This window comes from Micromonospora fiedleri, assembly GCF_016774385.1.
Taxonomy (GTDB): Bacteria; Actinomycetota; Actinomycetes; order Mycobacteriales; family Micromonosporaceae; genus Micromonospora; species Micromonospora gifhornensis.
The window spans coordinates 208,019-229,148 of sequence record NZ_JAETXL010000009.1; the positions used below are offsets into that span (position 1 = coordinate 208,019).

Below are 21,130 nucleotides of genomic sequence, written 5' to 3' on the forward strand. Positions count from 1 at the left end.
GCATGATGCCCCTGGTCTAGGCTCCAATCCGAACGAGCCGGAATAGGGCTCTAAATCTTCAGGGGGTGTGATGGGTCTGCCGGACGACTACCGGGCGATGGCCCGGATCCGCCGGTTCGAGGAGCGGCTGACCGCCCTCAAGGACGCCGGTGAGATTCCGGGTTCGATCCACCTGTGCAACGGGCAGGAAGCCATCCCGGTCGGTGCCGCGCGCACACTGCGCGACGGTGACTACGTGACGGCGACCTACCGGGGGCACGGCTGGGCGTTGGCCCGCGGTGTGGACATGGCCGGGCTGTTCGCCGAGATGATGGGCCGCGACTCGGCCGTCAACGGCGGTCGGGCCGCGTCGCCGTACCTGTCCGACCCGGGCCGCTGGTTCGTGGGGGAGAACTCGATCGTCGGCGCCGGAGTGCCGATCGCCACCGGCGCCGCGCTCACCGCGCAGCGCACCGGCAGCGGCGCGGTCTCGCTGGTCAGCATCGGCGACGGCGCGATGAACCAGGGCAACGTGCACGAGGCGCTCAACATGGCCGCCGTGCTGGACCTGCCGCTGGTCCTGGTGGTGGAGAACAACGTCTACTCGGAGATGTCCCGCATCGAGGACATGGTCCGCGTCCGTCAACTCGCCGAGCGGGCCGCCGGGTACGGGATCCCCGGCCGGGTCGTCGACGGCAACGACACCGACGCGGTCGCCGAGGCCGTCGGCGAGGCGGTCACCCGCGCCCGGGAGGGCTCCGGCCCGTCCATCGTGGAGGCGATGACCGAACGTCTCGTCGGCCACTACAGCGGCGACGTGCAGCACTACCGGCCGGCCGGCGAGGTCGCCGCCGCCCGGGAACGCGAGCCGCTGGCCCGCATCCGTGCCGCCGCCGACGCCGACCTGGCCGCCCGTCTCGACGTCATCGACGCCGAGGTGGCCGCCGAGGTCGACGCCGCCATCGCCGCCGCCCGCGCCGTGCCGTACCCGGACCCGGCGACCGTCAAGGAGTACGTCTATGTCTGAGTCGTTGCGGTACATCCAGGCCGTCAACGCCGCGCTCACCTGGGCGTTGGACAGCCGGTCCGACACCGTCTACTTCGGTGAGGACGTCGCCCTGCCCGGTGGACCGTTCGGCGCCACCAAGGGGCTGCACAAGCGGTTCGGCTCCGAGCGGATCTTCGACACCCCGATCTCGGAGACCGGCTTCCTCGGCATGGCGCTCGGCGCGGCCATGACCGGCCTGCGGCCGATCGCCGAGATCATGTACGCCGACTTCACCTTCGTGGCGATGGACCAGATCGTCAACCAGATCGCCAACATCCGCTACTCCAGCGCCGGCCGGTGGAAGGCGCCGTTGGTGATCCGGATGCAGCAGGGGTACTCGCCGGGGGCGTGCGCCCAGCACTCTCAGTCGATCGAGGCGTACCTCGCGCACACCCCGGGTCTGCGGGTGGCGCTGCCGTCCACCCCGGACGACGCGTACCAGATGTTGCGGACCGCCGTGGTCAGCGACGACCCGGTGGTGGTCGCGGAGGCCCGGATGCTCTACCCGACCCGCGGTCCGGTCCGCACCGACGCGCCGGTCGAGCCGATCGGCGGGGCCCGGGTGGTCCGCGACGGCCGGGACGCCACCGTGGTGGCCTGGTCCCGGATGGTCCCGGCGGCACTGGCCGCCGCCGACGAACTCGCCGCCGAGGGCATCGAGACCGAGGTGATCGACCTGCGCTGGCTCAACCCGCTGGACTTCGAGACCGTCGGTGCCTCGATCTCCCGTACCGGCCGGCTGGTCGTCGCCCACGAGGCGAATCTGACCGGCGGGTTCGGCGCGGAGATCGCCGCACGGGCCGCGTCGGAGTGCTTCACCGACCTGCGCGCCCCGGTCGCCCGGGTGGCCGCGCCGGACGTGCCGATGCCGGCCGCACCGGCGTTGCAGAAGGCCGTCGTGCCCGAGGCGGCGCACGTGGTCGAGGCGGTCCGGCGGACGGTCCGCCGGTGACCGGCGTCGCCCCGGCGGCCGGCCTGCTCACCGGCCGTCGGGTGGTCGTCGTCGGCGGTGCCTCCGGCATCGGGCTGGCCACCGTGCGGGCCGCTGCCGCGGCCGGCGCGGCCGTCGCCGTGCTCGACGCCGACGCCGCCGGCGCGGCCCACGCCGCCGAGCAGGCCCGGGCCGCCGGGGCGACCGCCTGCGCCCATCCGGTCGACGTGACCGCCGAGGCGCAGGTGTCCGCGGCACTCGACGCGGTCGCCGCCGAGCTGGGCGGAATCGACGCGGTGCTGCACGTCGCGGGCGTCATGCGAGGTCAGGGCACGGAGCTGGCCGACCTGCCACTGGACCTGTGGCAGCAGGTCATCGCGGTCAACCTCACCGGGCCGTTCCTCGTCGCCAAGCACGCCGTGCGGCACCTCGCCGGCGGTGACGGGGTGCTCGTGCTGGTCGGCTCCAAGGCCGGCGTGCTCAACGGATCCGGGTCGGTACCCTACGGCGCGAGTAAGGGAGGACTGCACGGCCTGGCCCTGACGCTGGCCCGCCACCTCGGTCCACAGGGGATCCGGGTGCACACCCTCTGCCCCGGCGACATCGACACCCCGCTGATGCGGCGGTCGCTGGACGAGGCGCGGGCCAACGGCGTCAACGGTGCCCAGGTGGCCCGGATCGAGGCGGCCCTGGGCCGCCCCGAGGACGTGGCGTCGGTGCTGGTGCTGTTGGCCTCGACGGCCAGCGCCGGCGTCGCCGGCACCGTCTACACCGGCTGAGCAGCCCGACCGGCAGACAGGGCGACGACGTGGAGGCGGCAGCGTGATCGGGATCATCGGCCCGGAGGACTCGATCCGGCTCGTGCAGGAGGTGGCAGCCGGGGACGGCCGCGCGGAGGAGGTGAGCGTCCGCACGTACACCGACCCGGAGCAGGCTCCCGAGCTGGCTCGCGAGCTGGACGACCTGTGTCAGGTGCTGCTGTTCACCGGGCGTATTCCGTACTCCTTCGCCGCCGCGGCCGGTGGGCTGCGCGCCGAGATCGACTACATCCGGCACGCCGGGATCGACCTGTACCGCACCCTGTCCCGGATGCTGCTGGCCGGTGCCGGTCAGCTGCCCCGGGTCAGTGTGGACACCATCGAGGCGGACACCGTCCGGGAGACGTACCACGACATCGACCTGGCCCCGCCCACCGACATCCTGCCCATCGCCGACTCGTCGGGTCTGCTGCTGTCCTCCCTGGCCGAGGTCACCGCCTACCACCGCGAGCGGTACGAATCCGGGGCGGTCGAGGCGTGCCTGACCTGCCTCGGCGCGGTGCACCGGGAGCTGCGCGAACGCGGGGTGCCGGTGTGGCGTGTCGAGCACACCCGCGCGTCGGTGCGCGACGCGCTGCGCCGGGCCTGGCTGGCCGCCGAGGTACGCCAGTCCCGGGCCACCCAGATCGCGGTGATGATGATCGAGGTGTCCGAGTCGGCCACCCGGCCGCAGGACCCGTACCAGGCGGAACGGCAGCGGCTGCGGCTGCGCGAGGCGCTGCTGGAGCACGCCGAGCGGATGCGCGGGCGGCTCAACACCATCGACGACCGCACCCTGGTCATCACCACCACCCGGGGCACCGTGGAGAGCGCCATCGCCCGCCACCGGGCCGGTCACGCCTCCCTGCTCACCCTGCGCGGAGTGGACGGGGAACACACCGTCGGCTTCGGCGCCGGCACCACCATCGCCGCCGCCGAGGCCAACGCCCGCCAGGCGCTCGCCCTCGGCCGGGGCAGCGGCGACACGCACGTGGTCTTCCCGGACGGCGAGATCTACTCCACCCGGGGCAGCGCGGTCAAGCAACGACTGCGCGAGACCGCCCCTGGCGTGCTGCGCGTCTCCGAGCAGCTGCGCCTCGGCCCGCTGTCCACCCGGCGGCTGCTGGAGGCGCTGCACCAGATGGACCCGAACCAGGTCACCGCCCGAGGACTGGCCGACGCGTACGGGGTGGAGGCCCGATCGGCGCGCCGGCTGCTCAAGGCGCTGCGCGCCGCCGGGTTCGCCGAGGAGGTCGGGGTGCACGTCAGCACCGGCGCGGGCCGGCCGCAGACCGTCTACCGGGTGGCCCTGCAACGCCTGGTCGGGGCGATCGGGGCGGACGCGTGAAATTCGAACAGACCTGGCTGGTCACCGCCACCTTCACCGCCGACGCCGCCGTGCGCCGCGAGCCGCACCGGGCGGCCCACCTGGCGTACGTGCGGCACCTGCTGGCCGACGGCACCGCCCTGATCGCCGGAGCCCACGCCGACCTGCGCGCCTCCGTGCTCGTGCTGCGGGCGGCCGACGCGGCGGCGGCCCGCGCCCTCGTCGAACACGATCCCTACTGGCGCAACGGGGTGTGGACGGCCATTGACGTCGTCGACTACCTCGCCGCCACCCCTTGAGTCCCTCGGGAGGTCATGATGTCGTACCGTCCGTTCTCCGGCGTCCAGGTGCTCGGCGCCGAACACGCGCCGTTCGCGGCCACGCTGCTGGTCGAGGCGCTGGGGCAGGGCACCCAGCCGGTACGGCTCACGCCCGACCCGGCGTTGCCGGAGGGCGGCTTCCGGGTCGAGGTGCCGGCCAGCGGGGAGGTCCGGATCGTCGGTGACCCGTTCGCCGGCCTGATCTACGGCGTGCGGGACCTGCTGGCCCGGGCCACCCCGGCCGGGCTGCCCGTCGGGACCTACGACAGCGCCCCCGGGCTGCCGCTGCGTACCTTGTGGACCTGGGACCACTCCACCAACTGGGACCTGCGTCAACTGGGCCTGCAGGAGATCGGCGCGCTGAACCCGTACGCCAAGGGCGCCGACGCCTTCGGGGCCGACTACCGGCGGCTGGTGGACTTCTGCAGCGCCGAACGCATCGGCGGGATCGTGGTGTACGGGCTGCTGCGCGACGCCCACGGCGGCGTCGAGGCGGCCCGCGAACTGTGCGAGTACGCCAACGCCCGGGGCGTACGGATCATCGCCGGGGTGGGCATCAACGCCTACGGCGGCGTCTACTTCGACGGCCGGCACCGGTACAACCTCGCCACCTGGCTGCGTCAGCGCCCCGACCTGGCGGCCGAGCTGCCGAAGAAGGTCGGCTTCGACATCGACGAGTTCGGCGACCTGCACTTCCCGGCCAGCGAGTACATGATGGCCGCCTGCCCGTCGCAGCCGGAGAACCTGGCCTGGAACCGTGACGCCATCGACTGGCTGCTGGACACCCTGCCGGTCGGTGGGATCAACTTCGAGACCGGTGACTACGGCAGTTGCGCCTGCGCGCGGTGCACCGCGCACACCGGTGGCGAGCGCACCTCCTGGTCGTACGAGGCGATGCGGTCGGTGTACCCGACCCTGCTGGACACGGCCCGGCGTACCGGCCCGGCCGGGGTGCCGCTGCGGCACCTGGTCGAGGTGTACTGGGACAACATCTTCGACCTGGAGGCGCAGCGCCCCCTGGCCGACCTGCCCGACGACGTGGCCTACCAGTACTGCGTCAACCGGGGCTTCTGGTACGACAACCGGGACCGGCTGACCGCCGAGCACGTGGCGGCGCTGCCGCACACCACGAACGTGCTTCGCACCCACGCCGGGTCGCAGTGGAACCGGCAGCGTCACTCCTGGGTGCCGGAGATGTACACCGACATGGCGACCCGGACCGCCGCCGCCGGCATGCGCGGGCTGACCATCTTCGCCGAGGCGTCCGCGTACCACCCGACCAACGAGGTCAGCTACCTGGCGTACGCCCGGTTCTCCTGGAACCCGGAGCTGGCCTGGGCCGATTTCTGGCGCGACGAGGTGGCCCCCCGGTTCGGCGGTTCGGCCGAGGCGGAGGCGTTCCGCGACGGCGCGGCCCTGCTGGACGCCCCGACGGCCGACGCCGACGCGCTGGGCAAGGTGCGTGGCGACGCCCTGGCGATGGTCGCCGCCACCAGCGGCGAGGTGCAGCGACGCTGGCTGTGGCTGGCCGAGCGGGCGGCCCGGCACGCCCACTCCGCCGGACAGACCTCTGTCGTTTGACGTATGACGTTTTCATAGTTAGCTTTCGATGGCTGGGTTGCCTGGCCGGCGCCACCACCATGCCGGCCCGGCCGGGCACGCTCGGGCGCACGCCCCGGGTGAGACCCCGATCGAAGGAGTCGGCCATGAACGTCATCGGTGAGGCCCGTCCCGCCTCTCCACCACGCCGCAGATGGCGGTCGGGACTGGCGGCGGTCGCTGCCGCCGTCCTGACCGCCGGCGCCCTCGTCGCGGTGCACGCCGCCCCGGCCGCCGCAGCCACGCCTGACACCAACGCCTGGTACGTCCTGGTGAACCGCAACAGCGGCAAGGCGCTGGACCTGTACGCCTCGTCGACCGCCGACGGCGCGCGGATCAGCCAGTGGACCCGCAACAACGGCGCCAACCAGCAGTGGCAGTTCGTGGACTCCGGAGGCGGCTTCTACCGACTCAAGTCCCGGCATTCCGGCAAGGTCCTCGACGTCTACAACTTCTCGACCGCCGACGGCGCGGCGATCGTGCAGTGGACCGATCACAACGGGACCAACCAGCAGTTCCGGTTGGCCGACTCCGACGGCGGTCACGTCCGGCTGATCAGCCGGCACAGCAACAAGGTCGTGGAGGTGCAGGGCGCGTCCACCGCCGACGGCGGCAACATCGTGCAGTACGCCGACTGGAACGGCGCCAACCAGCAGTGGCAGCTCGTCCGCGTCGACGGCGGGGGCACCACCCCGCCACCGCCCACGGGTGGCACGGGCTGCGGAAAGGCGCCCGCCCTGAACAGCGGCACGCACACGATCTCCAGCGGCGGCAAGAGCCGGTCGTTCATCCTGCGGGTGCCCGCCAACTACAACCAGAACAACCCCTACCGGTTGATCTTCGGCTTCCACTGGCGGGGCGGCACCATGCAGGACGTCTCCTCGGGCGGGACCAGCGGCGCCGCCTGGTCCTACTACGGTCAGCAGGAACAGTCGAACAACTCGGCCATCCTGGTCGCCCCGCAGGGGCTCGGCAACGGCTGGGGCAACGCCGGCGGTGAGGACGTCGTCTTCGTCGACGACATGATCAGGCACATCGAGAGCGCCCTCTGCGTCAACCCGCGGCAGCGCTTCGCGCTCGGCTTCAGCTGGGGTGGCGGCATGAGCTACGCCCTCGCCTGTGCCCGGGCCGACGTGTTCCGGGCCGTCGCGGTGATCGCCGGTGCGCAGATCAGCGGCTGTTCCGGTGGTTCGCAGCCGATCGCGTACTTCGGGTTGCACGGCATCTCGGACAACGTGCTGAGCATCGGCCAGGGGCGGTCGCTGCGCGACACGTTCGTCCGCAACAACGGATGCACCGCGCAGAACCCGCCGGAGCCGGGGGCGGGCAGCCGTACCCACATCACCACCGCGTACTCCGGTTGCCGGGCCGGCTACCCGGTGCAGTGGGCCGCCTTCGACAACGGGCACATGCCCGGGCCGGTGGACGGCACGTACGCCGAGAGCGGCGTCACCACCTGGACCAAGGGTGAGATCTGGCGGTTCTTCGCCCAGTTCTCCTGACCTGCGCCGGTCGGCCGCCGTCACCCGTTCGACGACGGGTGGCGGCGGCCCGGCGGTTGATCACCGTTGCAGCCGGGGCACCTTGCCGGAGCCCTTGCGGCGGACCAGCCACGCCTCGGTGATGTGGGTGAACATCGCCTCGGCGGCACCCTCCGGATCCCGGGCGGCGATCCGTTCGTAGATGCGGCGATGCCCGCGGTTGGACGCCACGCACAGCGAACGCTGGGTCCGGCCCATGTAGCGCGCGGTGTTGACGACCTGGCTCTCCAGCGACCGTACGACGCCACGGGCGATGCGGTTGCCGGACGCCTGCATCACCACATCGTGGAAGGCCCGGTCGTGGTCGTGGTAGGCGACCTGGTCGTCGACGAGCTCGTCCATCCGGTCCACCAGGGCGCGGAGCCGGTCGAGGGTCTCCTGGTCGGCCAGCCGGGCGGCGACGTGGGCCATGTCCGATTCCAGCAGCCGCCGGGTGACCACGAGGTCGTCGAGGATGGCGAGGCTGTCGTCCTCGGCGATGGTGGCCGCGAGGACCAGTTCGTCGAGCATGTCCCACATCGACTGCGGGGTGACCATCGTGCCGGCGCCCTGGCGGACCTGCACCAGGCCCTTCTCCTGGAGCACCTTGACCGCTTCCCGTACCACGGTGCGGCTCACCGAGAAGGTCTCGCAGAGGACCGGTTCCGGTGGCAGGGCCGTGCCGGAGGGGTGCACCCCACGGACGATTCGCTGCACCAGTTCGGCGGTGACCGCTCTGGCGAGGTTTGTGGGTCGCCGGACCCAGGCCGGGGTCACGAGGCCTTCGAGGGTCGTCTCCGGTGGCGTCATGTCCCCTCCGATTTGCTTGCCGTGGCACGACGTCCAAGAGATCAGTGTACGTCCCGCCTGTTGACCATCAGACGTCATACGAGTTACGTTCCATCGATCGATTGTCGGCGTGGCGGCCGGGCCGTCAGCCAACCCCGTTCAGAGGTGAACAACGATGAAACAGCGCGCGTTATGGTCAGCCGCCCTTGTTGTCGGACTGGTGACGATGGCGGGCTGCGGAAGTGCCACCGGATCGGGCAACTCCTCCGGCGGCTCCGCAGACAAGCTGGTGGTGTGGGACTGGAAGTCGGGCGAGGCTTCCGCCGCACAGTACCTCGACAAGGCGAAGGCCGACTTCGCCAAGAAGCACCCCGACGTGACGGTCGAGTTCGTCGCGCAGCCGTTCGACCAGTACTACACCCTGCTCGGCGCCGCGATCCAGGCCGGCAAGGGCCCGGACGTCATGCTCTTCAACGGCGGCGGCCAGATCCGCGACCGGGTGGACGCCCTGGTGCCGCTGGACGAGTACGTCGGCGAGGACAAGCAGCGACTCGCCGGCTGGGACGCCTTCACCTCCGATGGCAAGACCTATGCCGGCCCGGTGACGTTGCAGGGCCACCCCATCTACTACAACAAGGCGCTCTACGCCAAGGCCGGGCTCGACCCGGCGACGCCCGCCACCACCTGGAGCAAGTTCCTCGCCGACTGCACCGCCATCACCCGGGCCGGCGCCAAGTGCTTCGCCCTGGGCAACAAGGAAGGCGTGGGCATCCAGTTCTGGCTCTCCGCCCTGGGCTCGGGCATCCTCACCGCCGGGGAGTACGACGACTGGATCGCCGGCAAGCGTGACTGGAACTCGCCGAACGTCAAGCGGGTCTTCGCGCTCTGGAAGGAGGCCGGCGAGGCGGGCCTCAACAACGACGGGGCCAACTCGACCGCCATGTTCAACGACTCCTTCGCCATCTTTCAGTCCGGCAAGGCGGCCCACATCATCGGTCTGATGTCCGACGTGGGGCACTGGAAGGACTTCAACGAGTTCCTCACCCCCGAGAACCTCGGTGTGATGAGCGCGCCGGTGGTCACCGAAGGCACCACGCCCAGCCTGGCCTACGACGGCGGCATCGGGTACGCGGTCGCCAAGTGGACGAAGGACCCCAAGGTCGCCGCCGACCTGGTGCGCTCCCTGACCTCGACGGACGCGCTGAAGGCGTTCTACGCCGACGCCGGCGCGGTCGCCGCCGACACCACCATCGATGTCTCCCAGGGCGGTGCGGCCGTCGCCGGCATCGTCTCCGAGCTCAAGGGCGGCAAGCCGGCCCTGCACGTGGCGCTCTCCTCCAAGACGATCGACCTGATGGGGCGGCTCTCCCAGCAGCTGCTCAGCGGCTCGATCACCGTCGACGAGGTGGTGAAGCAGTTGGCCGCTTCCGACCAGGCGGGCTGAGCGCGTGCCGATCGGAAACACGCAGCCGTCGGTCCGTCCGGCTCTGTCCGGTCGGACCGACGGTCCCGCGGGTGACACCTCCGCCCGCCGCCGCCCTGCACGCCGCGCCGGCAGCGGCGGCGGCCTGCGGGCCGAGCGCCTCGCCCCCTACATCCTGGTCGCACCGGCAGTACTGATCATCGTGCTGCTGCGGCTCTATCCGTTGCTGCTCGGAGTCAACTTCTCCTTCACCGGCGACGGCGCACGCAACGGGACGGCGGTGGGCATCGACAACTACCGCGAGCTGCTGACGGACCCGCTGTTCCGTACCGCGCTGGGCAACGTCGGGTGGCTGGTGCTGCTGCTGCCGGTGGCGGTGGCGATCCCCGGGCTGCTGGCCACCTTCATCTACCTCCGGGTGCCCGGCCACCGCGTCTACCGCAGCGTCTACTTCTTCCCCGCGGTGCTCTCCCCGGTCATCGTGGGTGCGATCTTCAACCTGCTGCTTGCCTTCGACGGCCCGTTCAACGCCGTCCTGGGCGCGGTCGGCGTTCCACCGATCGACTGGCTCGGCAATCCGGACATCGCCATGTTCGTGGTGGTCGGGGTGCACGTCTGGGCCACGTTCGGCATGTCCCTGGTGGTCTTCCTGGCCGGCTTCGCGACGCTGGACAGCGCCCTGCTGGACGCGGCCCGGGTGGACGGGGCGTCGCTGCCACAGGTGATCCGGCACGTGATCATTCCCGGGCTGTCCCGAACCATCCAGTTCGTCTTCGTGACCACGATGATCGGGATGCTGACCTCGATGTTCGGCCTGCTCTACGTGATGACCAGCGGTGGCCCCGAGGGCTCGACCTACCTGCCGGAGTACTACATCTGGATCCAGCAGGGCCAGATGAACCGCCCCGCCCTCGCCTCGGCAGCCTCGACCGTGCTCTTCGTGATCATGCTCGTCGTCGGGCTGTTGCAGATCCAGCTGCTCAGGCGGGCGGGGAAGGAGAGTTGATGTCCCACCTGCGACGCGGGCGATGGCTGATCGCCCTTCCGATGTCGTTGCTCGCCCTGGCGACGATCTACCCCCTGCTGTTCACCGCCAACGTGGCGATGAAGACCCGACGCGACTACATCCTCGACCGGTTCGCCCTCACCGACGCCCTGCGCTGGGACAACATCATTACCGCGTGGACCAGCGTCGGGATGGGCCGCTACTTCGTCAACTCGCTGGTCGTGGTGACCTCGTCGGTGATCCTGCTGCTGCTGCTCGGCTCGATGGCCGGCTTCGCCCTGAGCCAACTGCGCTTCCGCGGCTCGTCGGCGCTGTTCCTGGGCTGCCTCGCGGGCCTGTTCGTGCCGTTCCAGGTGATCATGGTGCCGCTGGCCCGGATCATGGCCGACACCGCCCTCATCGACACGTACCCGGGGCTGGTTCTCGTCTACGTGGCGCAGTTCCTGCCCTTCACAGTCTTTCTGATGACGAGCTACTACCGGGGCGTGCCACCGGAGATCATCGACGCGGCCCGGATCGACGGCAACAGCATCTACGGCGTGTACCGCCGGATCATGCTGCCCCTGGGCACACCGGCGCTGCTGTCCGTCGGCATCCTCAACGCGCTGTTCTGCTGGAACGACGTACTCATGTCGCTGGTGATGATGCCGTCGGCCGAACACCGCACGCTCATGGTGGGGGTGACCTCGCTGCGGGGGCAGTACTCCGACGACATCCCCACCTTCGCGTCCGGTGTGCTGATCGCCGCCATCCCCGTCCTGGTGGTCTACCTCTTCCTCCAGCGCCAGATCGCCGACGGCGTCGCCGCCGGCTCCACGAAGGGTTGACATGCGGATCACCGGATATCGGACGCTCACCACCGTGCAGGAATGGGGGCGCCCCGTCGGCGACGCCAACGGCGTTTTCGCCGACGGGGTCGTCCCGGTGCCGATCGTCGTCGTCGACACCGACGAGGGCATCCGCGGAGTGGGCATCGGCCCGTCCGTGGAGATCGAACGGATCTTCGCGGCGATCGACGGCGAGGATCCCCGCGCCGTCACCACGCTCTACGACCGGATGCTGCGGCACACCTTCAAGGCCGGGCACGCGGGCCCGGTCTTCGGCACCATCGGCGCGCTCGACACCGCCCTGTGGGACATCAAGGCGCAGGCCGCCGGTGAGCCGCTGTGGCGGCTGCTCGGCGGCCGTGACCGCCGGGTCCCGGCCTACGCCTCCGGTCTGGACATCGGCCTCACCGACGACGAACTGGTCGTGACATACCAGGAGTACGCCCAGTACGGCCTACGGGCCGCCAAACTCAAGGGCGGCTTGGACATCGAGCGTGACCGGCGCCGGCTGTGCCTGATCAGGGACGTGCTGACCGAGGCCGGTCGGGGCGGCAGGCCGGGTCTCATGCTCGACGTCAACGAGGCGTGGACCCGCAAACAGGCGGTCCGACACGTCAGCGAGATCGAACGCGTGCTGGACCTGATCTGGATCGAGGAACCCGTCCGACGCTGGGACGCCGAAGGTCTCGCCACGGTCGGCCGGGGCATCCGCGCCTCGGTCGCCACCGGCGAGAACCTCACCGGGCTCGAACAGTACCGCCCGTTGATCGCCGCCGGCGCGGTCGACATCGTCCAGACGGCCGCCGTCTGGGGTGTCACGCACTTCCTGCGGGCCTCGGCCCTGGCCCACGCGCACGACCTGCCGATCAGCCCGATCGGCAACAGCCCGGTCGGGCTGCTGCACGCGGCGACCTCGGTGCCGAACCACCTGACCAGCGAGCTGCAGGATCTGCGTCCACCGGTCGGCCTCACCGTCGACCTGCACGTCGAGGACGGCGCCTTCGTCCTCGGCGACTCGCCGGGGCTCGGCATCCACGTCGACGAGCGGGTGATCGCCGCCGCCGGCCGACGTCCGCAGGCCCACCCGGGTGACAGCCCGAACGTACGGCCGGAGCAGGCCGGACGCCGTCTGCTGGCGGAGGCCGACGGGGTACCTCCCCACCGGCGGTGGCCCGTCGCGGCACCCACCCCAGCGTCCCGTGACAACCACGAGCCCGACGGACAGATCCACCGGACGGTGGCGTCATGAGGGTCCTTGCCGCTGCGGCCGACGGTGCATCTCACCGAGTTGGCCTCGGCGGCATCGGTGCCGGCATGGGCGAGCACCTGGTGCTTCGCCACGCCGGAGGACCGGCAATGGTGGGGCGGGATGTGGGCCGAGCGGATCCTGAATTCGGACCTGGCCCGACAGGTGCTGGCCGCAGGCGTCGCCACGGCGCAGGACCTACGCAACATCTCGGACGGCTGGCGGGAGTGGGCCGAAGCAGCGGATGCCTGGTTCGCCGTCCTGCACGGCGAGATCGTCTGCCGGGCCTGACGGAGACGCTCGCTCGGCCAGGACATGCGTCGTCGACCCCAGCCGCTGGCTGTGACGCCGCCACCGACTGAAGGGTCACGCCGACGCCCGGTCGTGCCGAGGTGCGGTCCACCCTCATCCCGGGACAGGGGTGCAGACGATCAGTTGACCACGGAGCGGACGATCTCGGCGATTCGCCTCTCAGTGACGGCATCCACCGTCTCGAAGTACCACGCGGCCGGCATCAGCCCACCTTCCGCGCCGCCTGCCGCGCGGAAGGTGGCCTTCTCGGTGATCGCGAGGTTCAATCGTTCGTCCATGCGCAGCGTGACGAGCGCGGGTGTGCTCGCCGACTTCGCGTAGGCGGGCATGCCGTACCAGATGCGCGGTTTCAGGGTTGGGGCCGCGGCCATGATGATGTCGTGCACCCGCTGCATCGTCGAACGGGTCGGCTCGTCCATCTTCGAGATCCTGTTGATAACCTGCGTCAGGTTCTTTTCGTCCTTCGACGACATGTCATGTCCTTTCGTCTGCCGATGTCGGGCACCGGCGGTATGAAGTCGGCGCAACAGTGCGCCGCACCCCACCCGGACATGTCCTGAGCTGCTCAGGTCTCTCCGCGATGATTCACGTGGTCTGTCACGTGGAAGCGCAGTCGGTGGCGGACCACCGCAGTCAGGCTAACGGATCCGCCGCGGCGTGGTCGTCCGGATCTGCCGGGAGTCGCGCGCTACCCGACGGGTCACGGCTTGTTTGGAGGCCGACAAAGGTGGCTCGCCTTCACCGTCCTGCAAACGAACCTGCGGCTGCGGCTAGACGCTGGTAGCGGCCACAGCTACTGGACGCGGCCGTTACCAGGAGGTCCGAAGTCAGCCGCTTCGACGGTTGCCGTACTGGCGAGGACTCTGCACCGTGCCGGAGCGGCCGTGGACGCGGCTCGGGGTACCCCCGGTGTGGTTGGTGGTGGCCTTGCCCTTGGACCGGCGTGCCGCCCGGTTCTCGAAGGGCTGTGGCTGCTCCTCGGTTTCCGTTTCGGCGTCAGCGGTGGGATCGGCGTCGCTGGTGGCGTCGGTCATCGGTGTCTCCTCGTGCTGTTCAGGACTGGGCTGTTCGCGGCGGGTCTGGAAGCGTGGCCGCCGCGATACGCAGACGGTAGCGGGCAGGCTGACCCGAGTCGGGACCGACTGCCCGAGTAAACCATCCAGGCCGGTCGGGAGCCGTCACGTCGCGCCGCCGGTCTGTCAGGCCGGCTGCCGCTGGCGTCCGCAAGCGAGTTGAAGAAATATGACGCAAGGTGTCAGGTTTTGGGTGGAGCATGGGTTCATCGGTCGGCGCCGGTGAGAGGCGCGGACCACGGCGCAGACAGATACGGAGAGACAAGGCCTCCATGCGCGAAACCCCACAAGATCTCGAAGAGCTCCAAGCCCTGCTTGACGCCTCCCTCGCCCGCTCCACGTCTCACCTTCGCTCGATCATCAACACCGCGCGCACACTGAACGCGGAGCAGCTCACCCAGGTCCTCACCGGCATGTGCACCCTCGCTCTGTCCACCGTGACGGCGAAGGGTGAGCCGCGGATCAGCGGTGTCGACGGGCACTTCCTGCGAGGCAAGTGGTACTTCGGCACGGCGCCCGACGCCGCCAAGGCGCGCCACCTCGCGGCGCGGCCCGCCGTCAGCGCCGCACATATGCGCGGTGAGGACCTCGGCGTCTTCACGCACGGCAAGGTGGAGATCCTCAACCCCCGCAACGGCGAACAGGCCAGGGACTGGCCGGACGTGCTCGCGTACTTGAAGGACTTCTACGGCGACGACCCCTTCGACTGGGACAACGACGTGGTCTACTACCGGCTGCATCCGCACTGGATGACCGTCTATGCCCCAGACATCGCAAAGCTCACCGTGCCGTCCCAGCCCTGAACCACAGCACGGGCCAACCGACACACACAGGCCGATTGCATCCGCGACGTCCTGGACGAGCTTCGGCTCGTCGGGAACATCCGCCGGTCACGGCCCGGCGAACCGGCCAAGATCCCCGGGCGGAGGTGACCAGCAGCGGGGTCCGCCTTTCGTAGGGGCGCGCCCTCCGCGCCGGCGCGGCTACAATGCGCTAAACATTCTAGAGCGTCAATATATATGTGGGACTGTCGATGACCGCTACCCGAGCGGAGGATGCGTCCGCCGCAATGCCCGACCCGGGTCGGGCCCGCACGCTGGATGAGCTGGTCGCAGGGCTGCGGTCGTTGAAGGTCTGGGCGGGAAACCCGTCCTATGAATGGATCACCGGCCAGGTCAACAACGCGTGGCGGGCCGCCGGTCGCCCGACCGGCGAGTTGACCAAGCGACCCACGGTCGTGGACTGCTTCAAACCCGGTCGACGACGGCTGAACACCGACCTCGTGACCGCAGTCGTGCAGGCACTGCACCCGGACGAGGGGTACGTGCACCAGTGGCGCCAGGCGCTGCGGGTGGTCGGCGGGGAGGCCCTGGCCGCCGTGGTGGTGCAGGTCCAGGACAGGCTTCCACCCGACCTGGCCGGGTTCACCGGTCGTACCGCCGAACTCGATCAGCTCCGCCGCGCTCTCGGCCGCAACGGCGCGGTGGCGATCTCGGCGATAGAGGGGATGGCCGGCGTCGGCAAGACCCAGCTCGCCATTCACGCCGGGCATATTCTCATCCGGGAACGTCAATTTGACCGGGCGCTTTTCGTCAACCTGCGCGGATTTCACCCCGACCCCGCTCGACCTCCAGCGGACCCGGCCGCCGTCCTGGACGGCTTCCTGCGGCTGCTCGGTGTACCGCCGCAGCGCATCCCCCACGCTCTCGAGGCCCGCACCGCGGCCTACCGTGACCGGCTCGCCGGTACCCGCACCCTGATCGTGCTGGACAACGCCGCCGACCTCGACCAACTCCGCCCGCTGCTCGCCGAGGTGCCCGGCTGTCTCACCGTGATCACCAGCCGGCGAAGCCTGTCCGACCTGACCTCGGCCACGCAGTTGGTGATCGACGTGTTCGCAGCGGACGAGGCCGTTCGATACCTGGCCCACGCCGCTGGCCAGGTCCCGGTGGGCGACGATCGCACCGCTGCCGCCCGTATCGCACGGCGCTGCGGCTACCTGCCGCTGGCGCTGGACCTGACAGCCGGACACATGCGGGCCACACCCGACTGGACCCTCACCGATCACGCCGACCGGCTCGACGAACGCCACGACCAGCGACGCCTCGAAACCGGTGTCGAGCTCGCCCTCGACCTGTCCTACCACCGCCTGCCCGCCGACCAGCGCCAGCTGCTCCGGTTGCTGGCGCTGCACCCCGGGCAGGACAGCGACGCCTACGCCGCGGCTGCCCTGACCGGCGCCGACATCGAGGTCACCCGTGCCCATCTGGACCGCCTGTGCCGCGACCACCTGCTGCACCAGTCCAACGCGGGCCGGTACACCTTCCACGACCTCGTCCGCACGTACGCCACCACCCGAGCCCACGACGAGGTCCGCCCACGCGACCGTCGCGCCGCCCTGACCCGCCTGTTCGACTACTATCTCGCCACGGCCGCCTCCGCGATGGACGCTCTGCACCCCGCCCAGGCGCATCTTCGACCCCACGTCGCCCCGTCCGGTACCTGCGTCCCCGAGCTGACCGACCCGGACACCGCCCGCATCTGGCTCGACACCGAACGGCCAGCCCTGGTCACCGTCGTGGCCCACGCCGCCACCCACGGCTGGCCCGCCCACGCCATCCGGCTCTCCCGCGTCCTGGTCCAGTACTTCGCCGGTGGCCACAACAGCGACGCCATCACCGTCCACAGTCATGCCCGCCGTGCCGCCAGCCGCATCGGCGACGTCACCGAACAGGCCCACGCCCTCGCCGACCTTGGCGTCGCCCACCTCTGGGGCGGCCAGCATCAGGCCGCAGCCGAACACTTCACCGAGGCTCTGCGCCTGTTTGAACAGACCGGCGACGCTCCCGGGCAGGCCCGGACCCGGACCAACCTCGGCATCGCCGAACAGCGGCTCGGCCGCTACCGCGAGGCCGCCGCCCACTTCGCGCAGGGCGAGATCCTGCACCGGCGAGCCGGCAACAAGGTCGGTCAGGCCCGCACGCTGACAAACCTCGGCGACATCGAACAGAAGGCGGGTCAGTACGGCGAGGCCGCCACGCACCTGCGGCAGGCGCTCGCCCTGTTCCGAGAGACCGGAGACCGGGCCGGCGAGGCGGTGTCGTTGGTCAACCTCGCGGAGGTCGACACGCGGTTGGGCCGGCATGAGGCGGCGGCCGAGAGCCTGGCCCAGGCGCTTGTCCTGTTTCGTCATGCCGGCCATCGCAACGGCGAAGCCTGGACGCTGGACGGGCTGGGCACCCTCCACGCTGCTCGTGGCGAGCCCGCCAAGGCCGCCGAGTACCACCAACAGGCCCTGACGATCCTGCGGGCGACCGGCGACCGGCACGGCGAGGCATACGCGCTCAACGGCATCGGCGAGGCCGCGCTCGCCGCAGGCCACCCCGCCGACGCTCATCGCCATCACACCGCCGCGCAGCGGATCGCCGCCGAGATCGGTGCCCGCGACCAGCAAGCCCGCGCCCACACTGGGCTGGCCAATGCCCACCGCGCCCTCGGCCATCCCGACGAGGTCCGTGCTCACTACCACCACGCCCTCGCCATCTTCACGGACCTCGGTACGCCCGAGGTCGACCAGATCCGCGCCTGCCTCACCGCCCTCGACAACGCCGGCATCCACACCTGAGCGAGATCCCCGGAAAGCCCGCCCGGTGGCTCCCAACCCGGGGATCTCGCGTTACGGGAGTGGTCGAGAATGACCGACCCCCGTGGGTCAGGTGGTGCAGGGGGAGCCGTTCAGCGTCCACCCCACCGGTGGCGGGTTGGAGATGCCGCTGTTGCCCAGGAAGCCGAACGACGTGGAGGCGCCGGGTGCGAGCGTGCCGTTGTGGCTGAGGTTCCGTGCCGTCACCAACGCGTTGGACTGCGTCACGCTGGCGTTCCAACTGCTGGTGATCCGCTGCCCGTTCGTGAACGAGAAAGTCAGCGTCCACCCGTACACGGGCGTGTTGCCGGTGTTCGTGATGGTCACGTTGCCGGTGAAGCCAGCGGACGCCGCGTTGGAGTTGGCTGTGTAGGCGATCCGGCAGGCACTGTTGCCTCCGGTAGGCGAGGGGGACGGGGATGGTGGCGTGGGGTTGCCGTCCACCGCGGCCTTGGGAAGTCCGACGAAGACATCAGCAGCCTGCCGGCCAAGTACGGCGACATCCAACTCGCATGAGACATTCCACATCGGCTCGAGACGTAGCGTGGCGCAGTACTCCTTCGCCGGCTGAAGAACATTCGCGGGGAGGTTGTGGGAGTAGAACGGCTCTGCCGGGTTGCCCACGTCGACGGCGTCGCAGAAGCGCAACAGTGATGTGGTGTGGCTGACCCGCCAGCTGTTGCCGAAGACCCCGTACAGGTCGGCGAAGGAGAGCGGCACGCGCAGGGGGTCGCCGTTGCTGGCTTCGAGGAAGTGGGGGTCACCGTTGTGGTTGCCCAGCAGGCCGCGCACCGCCGGGGTCTCGGAGTCCAGGCTGATGCCCAGGTTCACGTACGGGACGGTGCCGGCGATGGCGGTGCTGCGGACGAGGTTGCCGGACGGGTCCCTGAACGTGTAGACGTCGCCCACCCGGTCGATCGCCACTCCGGTGGAAAGCAGCAGTGATTCGCCGGAGGGCAGGTTGGTGTCGACTCCGTTCACGACCAGACGGGTCCCGGCGCACACCGCCAGCCTGGTGTTGCCCATCCGCACGCCGACTGACTGGTTCACCGATGCGTTGGGCCGGGTCGGGGCGCCAGACTTCTTGCGTGTCTGCACCTCGAACGTGGTACCGGCCCGTGCCTCGACGAAGTCACCCGTAGCCTGAAAGTCGTAGTACGTACCGTCGAAGGTGTACTGGTGAGTGTCGCCGACGGCGACGGCGGCCCTGCAGCCCGCCAGCTCTCGGTTCTTGGCTGCCTGGTTGATGATGAGGGCTGGCGCCGGCGATGTGGGGGTCGCACTCGGTTTGGCGAAGTTGAGGTTGTTCCTCTCCTTGCTGAAGCCGACTTGTTTGCATACGGGTGCCTTCGGACTGCCGTCGACTATCGTCGTGCGAAGGTTGAAGTCGGCCTCCTTGTTGAAGACGGCTGTGGATCCGTTTCCGAAGCCGAACACGTTGAACTCGACCTGCGTCCATCCCGGTCCCGCCTGGTTCGGCGGAGATTCTCCTGGCAGGACGTGAAGAACGTCCGAACTGGACGTCGAGGCGGCGTTCTGGTTCCCATCGTTGAACGTGACCACGTCGACGACGGTGTCCGCGCCGATTGTCTGCGTCTGCGCTTCCAGCTTGAAGCCCGGAAGTGCGATGTTCCTGATCGGTACGTAAGGAAGCGGGCCCGCTGCCCTCTCGCGCCTCAGCCAGCAGTGGACCTCGCCGTCGTCCGGGACCTCAGTCCAGTCCATCGGGCAGGGCTTGCCCTGGCTCGCATCCGGGTTGTAAGCCAGCAACCAGTAGTCGATGTAGAGACGGCTGGGTGGCTCATTCGGAACGGTTTGCGGGGTGTTGGCGAAGATGAACTGCTTCCAGCCCTCACACAACGCGGGAGTCGGTGAACTGGCGCACTCCCTGACCTTGAGGCGGTTGGTGTTGAGCTGGAGCGTGTAGCTGTTCGCCATCACCGGCCCGCTGGTCGGGGAGGAGTTCACCGTCAGCAGGTCTTTGTCCTTGACATCCTCGAACGTGCCGGTCGCCCTGGTGATGTCACCGGCATCCGCGGGTCGCTCCGTCACGACGCCCATCCCGGTGCCACCACCGATGTCCCGCCGCGCAGCCGGTACACGGTTCGGGGACATCGGGATCGCCGGCTGGTCCACGCACGCGGTCTCCCGCCATACCACCTTGGGATAGGTCGCGTCGAAGCACCCGTCCAGCGATGGCCGCGGGGCCTCGACGATCTGCGCATGCCAAGCCAGGAGATTCTCCTGCGTGGCGGGTTGCTCCGCTTTACCGCCGGTGTGGACGACTCCCATCGTCAGTAGGACAGCCGCGATCGTGGCACCGATCAGCCCGAGTCGTGTTCGGCGTTTTCGCGGTAGCAATCTCAGCATCGTTTCCTCCCCAACGCTTGTGAAACCGCCTAGCGCCCGTCTGCGGGCGGGTCTTGCTGACGAGAGTCGCGCGGTGGGGGACAGGGTGGGGACATCCCATACAAACCCATAAATGCCTTCGTGATGCTGGCGCTCCCCGCCGTGTGACGCACGGGGAGGCGGGTGCGGCGGGCTGGAATGATGGGCCGATGATCCATTCGTTTCATCTCGCACTGCTTGCGCCGGCCTTGACCTTGCGCACCCTGGGTCGTGGGCCTCGGGCGGCTGGGCTGCGGCATGCCGAATGTTCCCGCTCATGCGGCTCGGTTCCCCGGTGCTGTCGGTGGAACGGATGCAGCTGCGACGCCTGGCGATGTTCGCCGAGTGGGCCGATGAATCGGCGTTGGAACGGTTCCTCGCAGACGACGCGCTGGGGCGGCGACTCGCTGACGGATGGCATGTGCGATTGCAGTACCTGCGGCGTTACGGCGAGGTGGCTGCGCTCGCCGGCCTGCCGGTGCAGGCGGGCCGGTGGGATCCGGAGGAGCCGATGGTGGCCGTCACCCTCGCCCGGCTCAAGCTTCTCGAACTGCCCCGGTTCCTGAAGTGGGGGCGACCGGTCGAACGCCTGGTCGCCAGCCACCCTGGCGCCACCTTCGCCACCGCAGCGATGCGCCCGCCCCACACCTTCTCCACCTTCACGATCTGGCGCAGCGTCCGCGAGATGACCGACATGGTCCACGGCCGTAGCGCCGTCCCACAGGCTGACACGCACGCCGTCGCCATGGTCGAACAGAATCGCCGGGACTTCCACCACGAGTCCGCGTTCATGCGATTCCGCCCGTTGTCCGAACACGGAACCTGGGAGGGGCGCCGGCTACTTCCCTGAGCGACTCGGGAGCCAGCGGTGTCGGGACCGGCGCCGTGGTGCGACGCCGGTC

18 protein-coding genes and 1 pseudogene are annotated in these 21,130 nt (G+C 69.9%); 15 read left to right on the plus strand and 4 right to left on the minus strand.

What is annotated here, in order from left to right; all coding sequences use genetic code 11:
• Positions 1 to 70: 70 nt before the first annotated feature.
• The 7 genes from JMF97_RS24415 (at position 71) to JMF97_RS24445 (ending at position 7,503) form a co-directional block, all read left to right on the plus strand.
• Positions 71 to 1,006 carry a thiamine pyrophosphate-dependent dehydrogenase E1 component subunit alpha gene (locus JMF97_RS24415; RefSeq protein ID WP_203223627.1) on the plus strand — a complete coding sequence of 312 codons (936 nt, stop codon included), beginning with the start codon at positions 71 to 73 and terminating at the stop codon, positions 1,004 to 1,006.
• Positions 999 to 1,979 (plus strand): alpha-ketoacid dehydrogenase subunit beta, encoded by a 981-nt coding sequence (locus JMF97_RS24420; RefSeq protein WP_203223628.1) that lies wholly within the window; start codon positions 999 to 1,001, stop codon positions 1,977 to 1,979. Before JMF97_RS24415 ends, JMF97_RS24420 begins: the two co-directional genes overlap by 8 nt.
• Positions 1,976 to 2,737, plus strand: coding sequence for an SDR family NAD(P)-dependent oxidoreductase (locus JMF97_RS24425; RefSeq protein WP_203223629.1), 762 nt, complete (start codon positions 1,976 to 1,978; stop codon positions 2,735 to 2,737). Before JMF97_RS24420 ends, JMF97_RS24425 begins: the two co-directional genes overlap by 4 nt.
• A 43-nt stretch (positions 2,738 to 2,780) precedes the next feature.
• On the plus strand, positions 2,781 to 4,103 hold the full coding sequence (locus JMF97_RS24430; protein WP_203223630.1) for a helix-turn-helix domain-containing protein: 1,323 nt from the start codon (positions 2,781 to 2,783) through the stop codon (positions 4,101 to 4,103).
• Positions 4,100 to 4,381, plus strand: coding sequence for a YciI family protein (locus tag JMF97_RS24435; protein ID WP_203223631.1), 282 nt, complete (start codon positions 4,100 to 4,102; stop codon positions 4,379 to 4,381). Before JMF97_RS24430 ends, JMF97_RS24435 begins: the two co-directional genes overlap by 4 nt.
• Positions 4,382 to 4,399: 18 nt before the next feature.
• Positions 4,400 to 5,983, plus strand: coding sequence for a hypothetical protein (locus JMF97_RS24440; RefSeq protein WP_203223632.1), 1,584 nt, complete (start codon positions 4,400 to 4,402; stop codon positions 5,981 to 5,983).
• Between the two features lie 125 nt (positions 5,984 to 6,108).
• Positions 6,109 to 7,503, plus strand: coding sequence for an RICIN domain-containing protein (locus JMF97_RS24445; RefSeq protein ID WP_203223633.1), 1,395 nt, complete (start codon positions 6,109 to 6,111; stop codon positions 7,501 to 7,503).
• A gap of 60 nt (positions 7,504 to 7,563) precedes the next feature.
• On the opposite strand, the gene JMF97_RS24450 is transcribed toward JMF97_RS24445, so the two are convergent.
• Positions 7,564 to 8,331: a FadR/GntR family transcriptional regulator gene (locus tag JMF97_RS24450; RefSeq protein WP_203223634.1), complete on the minus strand. Its 768-nt coding sequence runs from the start codon at positions 8,329 to 8,331 to the stop codon at positions 7,564 to 7,566.
• A 154-nt stretch (positions 8,332 to 8,485) separates the two neighbouring features.
• Here JMF97_RS24450 and JMF97_RS24455 point away from each other — a divergent pair, with 154 nt between their 5' ends.
• The 5 genes and pseudogenes from JMF97_RS24455 to JMF97_RS24475 all read left to right on the plus strand — a co-directional run.
• Positions 8,486 to 9,754, plus strand: coding sequence for an ABC transporter substrate-binding protein (locus tag JMF97_RS24455; RefSeq protein ID WP_203223635.1), 1,269 nt, complete (start codon positions 8,486 to 8,488; stop codon positions 9,752 to 9,754).
• A 4-nt stretch (positions 9,755 to 9,758) separates the two neighbouring features.
• On the plus strand, positions 9,759 to 10,739 hold the full coding sequence (locus JMF97_RS24460) for a carbohydrate ABC transporter permease (RefSeq protein ID WP_203223636.1): 981 nt from the start codon (positions 9,759 to 9,761) through the stop codon (positions 10,737 to 10,739).
• Positions 10,739 to 11,566 (plus strand): carbohydrate ABC transporter permease, encoded by an 828-nt coding sequence (locus JMF97_RS24465; RefSeq protein ID WP_203223637.1) that lies wholly within the window; start codon positions 10,739 to 10,741, stop codon positions 11,564 to 11,566. Before JMF97_RS24460 ends, JMF97_RS24465 begins: the two co-directional genes overlap by 1 nt.
• Position 11,567: 1 nt before the next feature.
• Positions 11,568 to 12,815, plus strand: coding sequence for a mandelate racemase/muconate lactonizing enzyme family protein (locus JMF97_RS24470; RefSeq protein ID WP_203223638.1), 1,248 nt, complete (start codon positions 11,568 to 11,570; stop codon positions 12,813 to 12,815).
• A 57-nt stretch (positions 12,816 to 12,872) separates the two neighbouring features.
• Positions 12,873 to 13,103, plus strand: a pseudogene (locus tag JMF97_RS24475) (SAM-dependent methyltransferase); the annotation flags it as partial.
• Positions 13,104 to 13,243: 140 nt separating this feature from the next.
• Here the strand turns inward: JMF97_RS24475 and JMF97_RS24480 are convergent.
• Both JMF97_RS24480 and JMF97_RS24485 read right to left on the minus strand, forming a co-directional pair.
• A complete protein-coding gene (locus tag JMF97_RS24480) occupies positions 13,244 to 13,597 on the minus strand; it encodes a DUF1801 domain-containing protein (RefSeq protein ID WP_203223639.1) in 354 nt (117 codons plus the stop codon).
• A 354-nt stretch (positions 13,598 to 13,951) separates the two neighbouring features.
• On the minus strand, positions 13,952 to 14,158 hold the full coding sequence (locus JMF97_RS24485) for a hypothetical protein (protein WP_203223640.1): 207 nt from the start codon (positions 14,156 to 14,158) through the stop codon (positions 13,952 to 13,954).
• 311 nt (positions 14,159 to 14,469) lie between these two features.
• Between JMF97_RS24485 and JMF97_RS24490 the strand changes: the two genes are divergently transcribed.
• Both JMF97_RS24490 and JMF97_RS24495 read left to right on the plus strand, forming a co-directional pair.
• Entirely contained in the window at positions 14,470 to 15,000 is a 531-nt protein-coding gene (locus JMF97_RS24490) for a pyridoxamine 5'-phosphate oxidase family protein (protein ID WP_203223641.1), read from the plus strand.
• Positions 15,001 to 15,230: 230 nt separating this feature from the next.
• Positions 15,231 to 17,822: a tetratricopeptide repeat protein gene (locus tag JMF97_RS24495; RefSeq protein ID WP_203223642.1), complete on the plus strand. Its 2,592-nt coding sequence runs from the start codon at positions 15,231 to 15,233 to the stop codon at positions 17,820 to 17,822.
• 87 nt (positions 17,823 to 17,909) lie between these two features.
• On the opposite strand, the gene JMF97_RS24500 is transcribed toward JMF97_RS24495, so the two are convergent.
• A complete protein-coding gene (locus JMF97_RS24500; RefSeq protein WP_203223643.1) occupies positions 17,910 to 20,210 on the minus strand; it encodes a cellulose binding domain-containing protein in 2,301 nt (766 codons plus the stop codon).
• 295 nt (positions 20,211 to 20,505) lie between these two features.
• Here JMF97_RS24500 and JMF97_RS24505 point away from each other — a divergent pair, with 295 nt between their 5' ends.
• A complete protein-coding gene (locus tag JMF97_RS24505) occupies positions 20,506 to 21,078 on the plus strand; it encodes a hypothetical protein (RefSeq protein ID WP_203223644.1) in 573 nt (190 codons plus the stop codon).
• Positions 21,079 to 21,130: the final 52 nt, after the last annotated feature.

Bases quoted from the DNA above. Each gene is read 5' to 3' on its own strand.
- JMF97_RS24470 (WP_203223638.1), top strand. From the start codon at position 11,568: ATGCGGATCACCGGATATCGGACGCTCACCACCGTGCAGGAATGGGGG.
- JMF97_RS24480 (WP_203223639.1), bottom strand. From the start codon at position 13,597: ATGTCGTCGAAGGACGAAAAGAACCTGACGCAGGTTATCAACAGGATC.
- JMF97_RS24485 (WP_203223640.1), bottom strand. From the start codon at position 14,158: ATGACCGACGCCACCAGCGACGCCGATCCCACCGCTGACGCCGAAACG.
- JMF97_RS24495 (WP_203223642.1), top strand. From the start codon at position 15,231: ATGACCGCTACCCGAGCGGAGGATGCGTCCGCCGCAATGCCCGACCCG.
- JMF97_RS24450 (WP_203223634.1), bottom strand. From the start codon at position 8,331: ATGACGCCACCGGAGACGACCCTCGAAGGCCTCGTGACCCCGGCCTGG.
- JMF97_RS24440 (WP_203223632.1), top strand. From the start codon at position 4,400: ATGTCGTACCGTCCGTTCTCCGGCGTCCAGGTGCTCGGCGCCGAACAC.
- JMF97_RS24415 (WP_203223627.1), top strand. From the start codon at position 71: ATGGGTCTGCCGGACGACTACCGGGCGATGGCCCGGATCCGCCGGTTC.
- JMF97_RS24445 (WP_203223633.1), top strand. From the start codon at position 6,109: ATGAACGTCATCGGTGAGGCCCGTCCCGCCTCTCCACCACGCCGCAGA.
- JMF97_RS24465 (WP_203223637.1), top strand. From the start codon at position 10,739: ATGTCCCACCTGCGACGCGGGCGATGGCTGATCGCCCTTCCGATGTCG.
- JMF97_RS24455 (WP_203223635.1), top strand. From the start codon at position 8,486: ATGAAACAGCGCGCGTTATGGTCAGCCGCCCTTGTTGTCGGACTGGTG.
- JMF97_RS24420 (WP_203223628.1), top strand. From the start codon at position 999: ATGTCTGAGTCGTTGCGGTACATCCAGGCCGTCAACGCCGCGCTCACC.
- JMF97_RS24500 (WP_203223643.1), bottom strand. From the start codon at position 20,210: ATGCTGAGATTGCTACCGCGAAAACGCCGAACACGACTCGGGCTGATC.
- JMF97_RS24505 (WP_203223644.1), top strand. From the start codon at position 20,506: ATGCGGCTCGGTTCCCCGGTGCTGTCGGTGGAACGGATGCAGCTGCGA.
- JMF97_RS24490 (WP_203223641.1), top strand. From the start codon at position 14,470: ATGCGCGAAACCCCACAAGATCTCGAAGAGCTCCAAGCCCTGCTTGAC.